The following is an 11,498-nucleotide window of genomic DNA, read 5'->3' on the forward strand; positions in this document are numbered from 1 at the left end:
TTTTTAATCTTCTACCGGTACTGCATCTACTGGATCTTCAAACGCAATAAAAAGAACGCAGGGAGCATCGCCACATTTTGCCGAATGAGGTTTATTGGCCGGGCCGTAGGCGTACGAACCTTCTTTTAAGGTTTGTGGTTGTTCTCCTTCATAAGTCACCTCCATTTCACCTGAGATAAGAATAATCCTTTCGGGAGAAGTATGAGTGTGAGCTGGGATGTATGCATTAGCAGGAACTTTAAAGAAGATATCTGCATTTTTTTTGGCAGGATTTCCGTGTAACACAGCAATATTACAACCATCCGGCATAAAATCTGGGCAAGGGGCCCATTCAAGATTTGAATCGCTTTTTGAAATGGCGACTGAGTTTTCAGAAATTTCCTGGGCGAAAATTCCGCAGGAAAAGAAGAGCATAATTAAAAAGCTAAAACTTATTAAATTGGTAAGCTGATGTTGAATTTTCATAATTCCCCGGTTTTAATTGGTTAAAAGCTTTTAAAAATGTTTAATCTTTTAAGCTACTTCAATTAAATGGAGAATGGAATGAGTGAATTCCCTGTAAATAGTAAAAATAAAAAAGAGGCTGTCTGAAAAGTCTCATTTCGTCAAGCTGAACTGGTTTCAGCTTCTAACATGATTTTATTATCAACATCTTAGATTCTGAAATGAATTCAGAATGACGATTTAAAAAATTTTTCAGACAGCTTCTTTTATAATTTAAGTTTTTGCTTCCAGCTTTCTTTGTTTTCGCTCTTCGCGTTTATCGGCGGTTTTAACCTTGGCTCGATTTACCAGGTAAAACATCACCGGAACTACAACCAGCGTAAGGAAGGTAGCAAATACCAACCCGAATATTACTGTCCAGGCCAATGGCCCCCAGAAGATCACGTTATCACCCCCAATAAATACTTTTGGGTCGTAATCTGTAAATAAACTAAAGAAATCTATATTCAATCCTACTGCAAGTGGTATTAAACCAAGTACTGTAGTAATTGCGGTAAGCAAAACTGGTCGCAACCTCGATTTTCCACCTCTAACAATACAGTCGTAATACTGGGCACGGGTAAGTAAATCGTCATCATCTAAATTAAGCTCCCGTTTTTTCCGGTCTATAAGAATTTGGGTGTAATCAATAAGTACAATAGCATTATTTACTACAATACCTGCAAGAGAGATAATACCCATCATCGTCATAATAATGATGAAATCCATCTGGAAAATAATCAGCCCAAGAAACACTCCAACCAAACTCAATACTACCGCCATAACAATGATAATTGGTTTTGATAGCGAGTTGAATTGCGCAACAAGAATAAGCAAGATACCGCCCATCGCGATTAGCAAGGCTTTAAGTAAAAAAGCCATGTTTTCTTCCTGTTCTTCCTGCTCACCGGTAAATTCTAAGGTGATATCTTTTGGAAGATCATAACTTCTAAGCGCTGTTTTTAACTGGCCCACAATCTCATTCCCATTATAACCTTGCAGCACGTTGGAATAGAGGGTGATTACCCTTTTTAAATCTTTTCTTTTAATAGAACTAAAAGAAGAAGCAGATTCTGTAGTAACCAAAGATGAAATTGGCACCTGAATTATTTCTCCGGTGTTCTGATCTTTAAAAGTAACCGGCTGATTAAATAATACGTTTTCGTCATAGCGATATTCATCGGCAAAACGCATATTTATCTCATAATCATCATCACCATCTTTATATGTTGAAACCTCTTCCCCATAAATAGCACGCCGCAAAGTTTGACCTACCTGCGATGTGGAAACTCCAAGCTGTCCCGCTTTTCTTCGATCTACATTTACACTTAATTCTGGTTTAGATTTATTAACGTCTATTTTAAGCTCTTCAATTCCGGCAATACTAAGATCGTTAACATACGAACGCAAATTTTCGGCTTCCATCAACATTTGTTCATAATCTTCACCTTTAAGTTCCATATTAATTGGATATCCCGTAGGTGGGCCGGCAGCATCTTTCTCTACCACAATAGAAGCACCGGGGAATCCCTGTACTGCTTCCCGAACTTCAGATAAAACTTCGCTACTACTCACACCTCGTCTTTCGGTGAATTCACGCATAGAAAGGGTGATCTTGGCCTTGTGTGGCATTTCATTTTGCTGGCCACCATCGGTTTGCGGGTTTCCTGCACCTTCACCAACCTGAGAGATAGCCGATTCAACCATAAAGTTGTAACCGTCTTCATCCTCATATTGCTCAATAGCTTCAAAAACACGTTGCTCTACTTGTTTGGTAAGAGCGTTGGTTTTATGAATATCAGTTCCTTGTGGATACTCGATATAAGTTATTACCTGGTTTGGTTCATTTTCAGGAAAGAACAAAACCTTTGGTTGCACCAAGCCAATCAATACAAAAGAAACGAAAAGCAAGAGTAAGGTTCCGAAAAAGGTGAAATAAGCTTTCTTTCCGCGTAGCGCATATTTGAGGGTTTTTTCATACGCATTTTCCATTTTTTTAAGGGCGGTGTATTGAAAATACTCTACCCCGCGGGAAATAAAATATTTATAAACCCAAAGTAAAATAGCTACCAGAATTAGAATATTTCCGAATGCCCTAAGCGCTCCGGCATCAACTACAAATCCTATAATTAATAACAATGCTCCAAACCCGGCGAGAATAGAACTTATTTTTATAAGCTTCTTTTTCGTAAATTCTTCCTCTTCGGTTCTCATAAATTGAGAGGTAAGCATCGAGTTGATGATTAGTGCGACAAAAAGCGAGGAACCTAATACTATAGACAGCGTAATGGGGAAAATCACCATAAAACTTCCTATAATTCCCGGCCAGAGTCCCAGTGGGAAAAATGCAGCCAAGGTGGTTGCTGTAGAAGCAATAATTGGCCAGGCGATTTCACCTAAACCTTGCTTGGCAGCCTGTTTTCGTGGCATACCTTCGTCCATTAAAGTATAGACGTTTTCTACCACAACAATCCCGTTATCTACCAGCATCCCAAGTCCCATCACCAGAGCAAAAAGCACCATGGTATTTAGGGTATACCCCATACTGGATAGAATGATATACGAAAGGAACATAGATAGAGGAATCGCGATTCCTACAAATAGTGCGTTTCTAAAGCCCAGGAAAAACATAAGTACCAGAACCACCAAAATCACCCCAAATATGATATTATTTACCAGGTCGTCTACCTGGCTTCGGGTGTTGGTAGAAAGGTCGTTGGTGAGACTAATGTGTAAACTTTCGGGAAGATATTCTTCCTGTTCTTTTTTTACTATTTCTTTTATCTGGTCAACAGCCTCGATCATATTCTTACCGGCACGCTTTTTAACGTCCAGCATAACCACCGGTTCACCATATTCGCGCGCAAAAGTGGTGGCATCTTTTTCTCTAAAATTAATAGAAGCAATATCTTTAAGGAAGATATTACCACCATCGGTTTTTACCACAACATTGTTAAGTTCCTTAGGATCTTCAATTTCCCCAATGATCCTGATGTTTTTTTGAACCCCGCTGGTAATCACATTTCCACCGGAAATTGTTCTGTTTTCACTGCTTACGGCATTTACAATATCTGTAAAACTAACTTTGGAAGCCGTCATTTTATAGATATCTACGGCGATTTCAACCTCCATTTCTTCAGCCCCACGAATACTCGCTTCTTTTATCTGCGGAAGCAATTCTATGCGTTCCTGAAGATATTCGGCATATTCCTTTAACTGCTGAACGGTATAATCACCAGTTAGGTTAATGTTTAGAATAGGTTGTTCTTCTGAGATATTAAGGTCAAACACATTAGGTTCTACCTTTGCACCATTATCTAAAGTAGGCCAGGTAGTTTCGGCTTTCACCATATCTACCTTGTCTTTTACTTTGGTTTTGGCACTTTCTACTTCGACATCTTCTTCAAATTCTACAATTACAAGGGAATAATCCTGAAAAGTAGAAGACGAAATCTCTTTAACTCCGGCAACATCATTAAACTCTTCCTCGAGCGGTTCTGTGATGAATTTTTCAACATCTTCAGCAGAGTTTCCGGGGTTGATAGAACTAACATAGATCTTGGTTTCCACAACCTCGGGAAAGGTTTCCCGGGGCATATTGTAATACGACATGAGCCCACCAATCATCACAATGGCGATAATTACATATACCGTCATTTTGTTGTTAATGGCCCAGGACGAAAGCTTAAATTCTTTATCTAAATTCATTGCAGCTTAGTTTCTTATTTTAACTTCCTGACCATCGCGAAGGTTTTTAGCACCTTCTACGATCAGGGTTTCTCCGGTTTGTAATCCACTGGTTATTTCTATTTTATTATTATAGGAATATCCTGTTTCTACAATTTTTCTTTTTGCAGTACCAATCTTGTCTTCACCTTCTTTTTCCTGAAGCGTAAATACGACGCTTTCTCCTTGCGAATTTTTAAGCAAAGCATTCTCTGGAATTACGATGGCGTTTTCTGCAGTATAATCGTTTAATCTAATGGTTGCGATTTGATTTGGTTTTATCATCCCGTTTTCATTGGGAACTGCAACCTGAATACTGAACGAACGGTTGTTAGGGTTAATAGTGTTTCCAACCCTTCTAATTTCACCTTCAAATTCACGATCCAAGGAACTGATTTCTACAATTACCTCGGTACCTTTTCTTACGGTGTTTAAGTAATTTTCTGGCACTGCAGCTTCTATATACATATTTTTTAGACTCACTAATCGAAATAACTGACTTTGTCCCGGGCTTACTACTTCACCTTCCTCGGTTAAAATTTCATCTATAATTCCGCTAAAAGGAGCTCTCACAATGGTTTTATCAAGTTGAGATTTCAATCTGTTTACTGAGTTTTGCATAGACTCAAAATTGGTTTTAGCTTCTAAATACTGCATTTCTGAACCAATATTTTGCTCCCAAAGGCGCTTCTGTCGCTCAAATGTGGTTTTAGCTAAAGTAGCCTGGGTTTCTAATTGTGCCAATTCGCTTGAAAGTCCGCCGTCATCTATTTTGGCAAGAATCTGCCCTTTATTAACCTGTTGGCCTTCTTTTACCCGAAGATCTTGCAGGATCCCTGAAAATTCAGAATAAACCACAATGTTCTCATCGGTAGCAACATCCCCCTGTACTTCGGTATAATGTTTAAATAGGGTGTCGGTAATTTTCTGGGTTTCTATCAGATCTAAACGACGGCTTTTATCTAAACGGTCTATGGCCTGATCCAATTTGTCTAACTTTTGGGTGAGGTCACTTTGTTCCTGACTTAATTCAGATTTTTTGGCCCGAATTTCGGTTAGGTCTTCGTTTTCTATAATTTCTTCTACAGATTTTTCTTCCTTATTACCTCCACACGAGAGCAATAAAAGCGGAATACTTAATAAAACAGCTAACTTTTTCATTCTTGATATTTGATGGGTGTATTTAATCTTCATTGTTATATTTTCTGGTGTCCAATAGGTTTTCTAGTTCCACCTTGGCGGTAATTACATTCAGCATGGATTGTAAAAAGTCTTGCTGCGCCTGGTATAATTGGCGTTGGGCTTCGCTAAGTTCAAAACTACTGGCAATTCCTTCAAAAAACTTGATTTGGTTTTTATTTTCTATCCTTTCGGCAAGCTCCAGGTTTTTCTTTTGTGCCTGGTAATTTTCGAGGCTAAACTCATAATCGCTTTTAGCCGAATTTATTTGTCGCTTAACTTCATTTTCGGTTTGTTCTAATTCTACCATTGCCTGTTCGTAGGCAATTTGCTTTTGCTGAGTTCTGGAATTTCGCATACCACTACTAAATATGGGAATGTTTAAACTCACGCCTAAAATAGATTGGCCAAAGTATTCCTGGTCTTCATCAAAAAAGGTGAATTCCTGGCTGAAACCCTGAACGCCATAATTTAGAAATCCGCTTAAAGAAGGAAGCGCTTTAGATTTTTCCAGCTTTACTTCAATTTCACGAGATTCTGCAGTATTTGCTGCGATACGATAATCTATATTTTCTTCTACCGGAATTTCCTTTTGTAAGAGTTCCAGGTCAAAATATTCCATAGCCAGGTTATCGAGTTCTTCGGTTAGATTAACTGGTATTTCTACAGGAATTCCAAGAGTTAAATTGAACATTTCGTAAGCGATATTGCGCATACGCCGGCTTCGGCTTAAGTTATTTTTTAAGTTAAGCAAGGTGATTTCAAGCTGTTCTACATCCTCTTGTTCTGCCAGCCCGTTTTTATAGATCTCGTTGGTTTCATCATAATTTTTCTGAACGTTTTCTACGTTTTTCTGAAGAATAGCTACGTTTTCTTCTGCCAGTAAAACATTTCCGTAGGCATTAATCACCGCTTTCTTTATTTCGAGATCGGTTTTGGTTTTTGCATTCTCAGAAATTTGAAGCAAAGTTTTTGCCGATTGAATACCCACGATATATGAACCATCAAAAATTAATTGGTTCCATGTGGCTGTGGCGTTTACATTTTGTTCGGTTCCAAAAGTAACCGGTGTAAAAGTGCCTGGTTCGCCTCCGGTTATTTCAGCAGGAAGTAAGGTAACCGGCTGCTTCAGGTAATTCTGATAATCAGCCGTCGCACTTACTTGTGGTAATCCCTGGGCGATAATCTCCCATTTTTGTTTCAGGGCAATTTCAATATCCTTTTGAGCATTCACAGAAGAATAATTATTCTCCAGTCCAAATTTTATAGCTTCTTCCAGTGAAAAACTGTAGTCTTCCGGGGTTTCCTGAGCTATACTGCTTACCGAAATCAGTAAAATTAGCAGGTATCTAAATTTCATTTTCTTTCTTATTAGATTTTAATAATTCATCCAGTGTTTTTAATCCTTTCTCAGTACAAATAGAGTTGAGGTGGTATTTTAAAAAATAATCCATCAATTTAGCATTGCTGTATTCATCTTCAGGAAATAGATTTTTATCCTTTATACCTAGCATTCCCACAAAGTAAATTCGGCTTACGAAAGAAATAGGAATATCTCCTTTATAATGCCCGGTGGTAATTCCTCGCTCGAGATTATCAATTACAATTCGTTGGACAATCTCAAATTGTTTATCCCGCAACGGATAATAAACTTCGGGATAATATTTTTTTAGCTGAAACTGTGGGGAACTCTTTTCGTTCTTCAACATTTCCATCGCATACTTTTTCATTTCATACGATTCTACAATAGGATTTAGTTTTTTAGAGTTAAGAATGGTAATACCCTGCTCTATTTCTTTAATTAAATAATCTACCGTAGCCTTAACTAATTTGGTTTTAGTACTAAAATGCGCATAAATGGTTTTTTTTGAAATGGCCATTTGCTGGGCAATATCATCCATTGTTACACTTTTAAAACCGAGTCTTAGAAAGAGGTCTGCCGCATTTTTTAAAATATCTTCTTTCACTATCTTTTTAAATTTCGGCAAAACTACAATCCGGAAACTTAAAAAACAACAAAAGTTTCCTTAGTTTTTATTAATTTAACTTCTCTTATAGAATTTGAAGTACGATCAATTATGTATTTTAGCCGGAAAATTTTTTGGTATGAAGTCCATTTCTCAATACAGGGAAGCTTTTCAGGAATATTTAGATCTTAAAGTGCAGGTAAAAGAGCCTAAAAATCTTTATGAACCTATGAAGTATATTCTTAGTCTGGGCGGGAAACGTTTAAGACCAGTTTTAGTACTTATGGCGACTGATATTTTTGAAGTTGATTATAAAAAGTCCTTAGATGCTGCGTTAGCCATAGAGATATTTCATAATTTTTCTCTGGTTCACGATGATATCATGGACGATGCGCCTTTACGTCGTGGGAAAGAGACTGTGCACGAACGCTGGGATATTAATACTGGCATTCTTTCTGGCGATGCTATGCTTATAAATGCTTATCAGCTTTTTGAAAATTATGAGGGCGATACTTTTAAAGAATTGGCGCGCTTATTTACGAAAACGGCTATCCAGGTTTGTGAAGGCCAGCAATATGATATAGATTTTGAAACCCGCGACGATGTAGCTATTGAGGATTATATTAAAATGATTGAATTCAAAACTGCTGTGCTTGTTGGGGCTTCTCTACAAATGGGTGCTATCGTTGCCGGTACTTCTACACAATGCAAAGAAGCGGTTTACGAATTTGGCCGGTTGTTAGGGATTGCTTTTCAGCTTCAGGACGACTATTTAGATGCTTTTGGAGATCCTGAAACTTTTGGAAAACAACCCGGTGGCGACATTATTGAAAACAAGAAGACCTTTCTATATTTAAAATCTTTGGAAACTTCAGGAAAAAGTGAAGCTCAGCAATTAGAACATTTATATACCATTAATCCGGCAGAAACTTCAGGTAAGATTGAAGCGGTTAAAAATCTTTTTGAAAGTAGTGGTGCTGCAGAATTAACCAAGCAGGAAATAGAAAAGTACACCAATAAAGCTTTTGAGGTTCTTGATAGAATAGAAATTTCTGAAGAGAAAAAACTTCCTTTAAGAAAATTTGGAGAAATGCTTATGAACCGCAAGGTGTAAATTAGAGCAAAACCCAAATTAAGAAATTCTTAATTTTTAGGCGGTTACACCTAATATATTTGCAAACAATAAACATTTTTGGGCACATCCTGAAGTTTCTACTATGTTAAACTTCTTATAATTCATAAGATAAAAATATAGTTTGCTGCCGCCTGTTTTTTCTAAAAATTGTATTTTTGCTGTGTTTTACACTCAAAAGAAACATTAGTTTCAACTTATGGATAGATTTTCATTTTTAAATGCTGCACATACGGCATACTTCGCCGAACTTTACGACCAATATCTCCAGTACCCCGATAGTGTAGAGCCCAGTTGGAGGGCTTTTTTTCAAGGTTTTGACTTTGGAATGCAACAAAACGGAGTTTCTGCAGAAACGATGGAAGAAGCTCCTGTAGATTTTCAGGAGGGAGAAATTCCAGAACACGTTACAAAAGAATTTAAGGTAATTAGACTTATAGATGGTTACCGAACTCGCGGGCACTTGTTTACTAAAACAAATCCGGTTAGGGAGCGCCGTAAATACCGTCCAACCTTAGATATTGAGAATTTTGGACTGGAAGAAAAAGATCTGGACACTAAATTCAATGCTGGTGATATACTTGGCGTTGGTCCGAGCACTCTACGGGATATCATAAAGCACCTGGAAAAGGTTTATTGTGAATCTATCGGTATCGAATATATGTTTATTCGGAAGCCGGAAGAAATTCAATGGATTCAGGATAAGTTGAATAAAAATGAGAATCATCCCAATTTTAGTGACGATCAGAAAAAGAAGATCCTGAAGAAATTAAATCAGGCAGTTTCTTTTGAATCATTTTTACATAGAAAATACGTAGGGCAAAAACGTTTTTCACTGGAAGGTGGAGAAAGTTTAATCCCGGCCTTAGATGCACTTATAGAAAAAGCTGCAGAGTATGGCGTAAAAGATTTCGTGATGGGTATGGCTCACCGGGGTCGTTTAAATACGCTTACCAATATCTTCGGAAAAAGCGCTAAAGATATTTTTAGTGAATTTGACGGAAAGGATTACGAGCAGGATATTTTTGACGGAGATGTTAAATATCACCTGGGCTGGACTTGCTGTCGGCTTACAGATAGCGGGAAAGGAATAAATATAAATATAGCACCTAACCCTTCGCATCTTGAAGCGGTAGGTCCTGTTGTAGAAGGTATTACAAGAGCCAAGCAAGACAGGCATTACGATGGCGATAATATGAAAGTGCTTCCTATACTTGTACACGGTGATGCAGCCATTGCAGGACAGGGAGTGGTTTACGAATTGGTACAAATGGCGCAGCTGGAAGGTTATCAAACCGGCGGAACCATTCATATTGTGGTGAATAACCAAATTGGATTTACCACGAATTATCTTGATGGTCGTTCCTCAACTTATTGTACCGATGTAGGGAAGGTAACCCTTTCTCCGGTATTACACGTAAATGCAGATGATGCTGAAGCGGTGGTTCACGCGATTTTATTTGCTTTGGATTTTAGAATGAAATTCAAGCGTGATGTGTTTATAGATTTATTAGGTTACAGGAAATACGGGCATAATGAAGGCGATGAACCTAAATTTACCCAGCCAAAGTTATATAAGGCTATTTCCAAGCATCAGAATGCAATGGATATCTATGCTGAAAAGCTTAAATCGGCTAATATAATTGACAACGATTACCTTACTAAACTTGAAGAAGAATATAAAGCAGATCTGGAGGAGAATTTAGAAGATTCCCGGAAAGAAAAAACCACTAAGATCACCCCGTTCATGTACGATGAGTGGGAAGGTTTTGAGAATGTTCGGGAAGAGGAAATGATGAAGGATTTCGATACCACCTACAAGATAAAAGATCTTGATAAGGTGGCTGAAGCGATCTCTAAATTGCCAGAGGATAAGAAGTTTATGCGTAAGGTGAAAAAGATTATAGACCTGCGGCATACACTTTACTTTGAAGACAATAAGCTTGACTGGGCTATGGGGGAACATCTTGCCTATGGTTCCTTAATGAAAGAAGGATTTAACATTAGAATTAGCGGGCAGGATAGTGAAAGAGGTACTTTTTCTCACCGTCACGCCATAGTAAAAGTAGAAGATAGTGAAGAAGAAATTATTCTTCACAATAATATAGAAGGTAGAGATGGCGATTTCTTCGTTTATAACTCTCCGCTTTCAGAATATGGTGTAATGGGGTTTGATTATGGTTACGCAATGGCGAGTCCTAAAACCTTAGTCATTTGGGAAGCCCAGTTTGGGGATTTCGTAAATGGTGCGCAAATAATGATAGATCAGTATATTTCTGCTGCAGAAGACAAGTGGAAATTACAAAACGGATTGGTGCTTTTCTTACCTCACGGTTACGAAGGTCAGGGAGCAGAACACTCTTCAGCTAGAATGGAGCGTTTTCTTCAGCTTTGCGCGAAAGATAATATGTATGTGGCAGATGTTACAACACCGGCCAATATGTTTCATATCTTACGCAGGCAGATGAAAGCCGGTTTTAGAAAACCTTTGGTGATTTTCACACCAAAAAGTTTACTTAGGCATTCTAAAGTGATTTCAACAAAAGAAGATTTTGCTGAAGGAAGTTTTCAACCACTACTTGATGATCCAAAAGCGAAAGCAAAAGACGTAAAATCCCTGGTATTCTGTACCGGTAAATTTTACTACGATCTTTTAGAGCATAAAGAAGAAAACGATCGTGATGATGTAGCTCTGGTGCGTGTGGAGCAGTTGTTCCCGCTACCTATAGAGCAAATGCAAAAAGCGATCAAGAAATATAAAAATGCAGACGACGTAGTTTGGGCCCAGGAAGAACCAAGAAATATGGGTGCTTACGGACATATGTTATTGCATTTTGATGAAGCTAAAAACTTTAGGGTTTGCAGTAGAAAATTCTATGGTTCTCCGGCTGCCGGAAGTTCTGTAAGATTTAAAAAGCGTCACGATAAAGTGATTGCAAGTGTTTTTGACAAAACAGTAGAGAATTAATAATATAAATAACGAATCAAATGTTTTCGCCTGGCGGAAACTT

The 11,498-nt window shown here is 37.9% G+C and carries 7 protein-coding genes; 2 read left to right on the forward strand and 5 right to left on the reverse strand.

The features are described 5' to 3' along the window. Positions 1–3: 3 nt before the first annotated feature. The 5 genes from LB465_RS03925 to LB465_RS03945 all read right to left on the reverse strand — a co-directional run bounded on the left by LB465_RS03925 (position 4) and on the right by LB465_RS03945 (position 7,355). A complete protein-coding gene (locus tag LB465_RS03925) occupies positions 4–465 on the reverse strand; it encodes a cupin domain-containing protein (protein WP_224467254.1) in 462 nt (153 codons plus the stop codon). Positions 466–717: 252 nt separating this feature from the next. Then, positions 718–4,191, reverse strand: a complete 3,474-nt coding sequence (locus tag LB465_RS03930; RefSeq protein ID WP_224467256.1) for an efflux RND transporter permease subunit — start codon at positions 4,189–4,191, stop codon at positions 718–720. Positions 4,192–4,197: 6 nt separating this feature from the next. Continuing rightward, positions 4,198–5,370 (reverse strand): efflux RND transporter periplasmic adaptor subunit, encoded by a 1,173-nt coding sequence (locus LB465_RS03935; RefSeq protein ID WP_224467258.1) that lies wholly within the window; start codon positions 5,368–5,370, stop codon positions 4,198–4,200. Positions 5,371–5,392: 22 nt separating this feature from the next. After that, complete coding sequence (locus tag LB465_RS03940) at positions 5,393–6,748, reverse strand: TolC family protein (RefSeq protein WP_224467260.1); 1,356 nt, start codon at positions 6,746–6,748, stop codon at positions 5,393–5,395. Further along, the gene (locus tag LB465_RS03945) at positions 6,738–7,355 is read right to left on the reverse strand and encodes a TetR/AcrR family transcriptional regulator (RefSeq protein ID WP_224467262.1); all 618 of its coding nucleotides are present in this window, start codon (positions 7,353–7,355) and stop codon (positions 6,738–6,740) included. Before LB465_RS03945 ends, LB465_RS03940 begins: the two co-directional genes overlap by 11 nt. A gap of 139 nt (positions 7,356–7,494) precedes the next feature. Between LB465_RS03945 and LB465_RS03950 the strand changes: the two genes are divergently transcribed. Together LB465_RS03950 and LB465_RS03955 are read left to right on the forward strand one after the other, a co-directional pair. Continuing rightward, the gene (locus tag LB465_RS03950) at positions 7,495–8,469 is read left to right on the forward strand and encodes a polyprenyl synthetase family protein (protein WP_224467264.1); all 975 of its coding nucleotides are present in this window, start codon (positions 7,495–7,497) and stop codon (positions 8,467–8,469) included. Positions 8,470–8,686: 217 nt separating this feature from the next. After that, on the forward strand, positions 8,687–11,455 hold the full coding sequence (locus LB465_RS03955) for a 2-oxoglutarate dehydrogenase E1 component (protein WP_224467266.1): 2,769 nt from the start codon (positions 8,687–8,689) through the stop codon (positions 11,453–11,455). Positions 11,456–11,498: the final 43 nt, after the last annotated feature.

This window comes from Salegentibacter lacus (assembly GCF_020164555.1).
GTDB lineage: Bacteria > Bacteroidota > Bacteroidia > Flavobacteriales > Flavobacteriaceae > Salegentibacter > Salegentibacter lacus.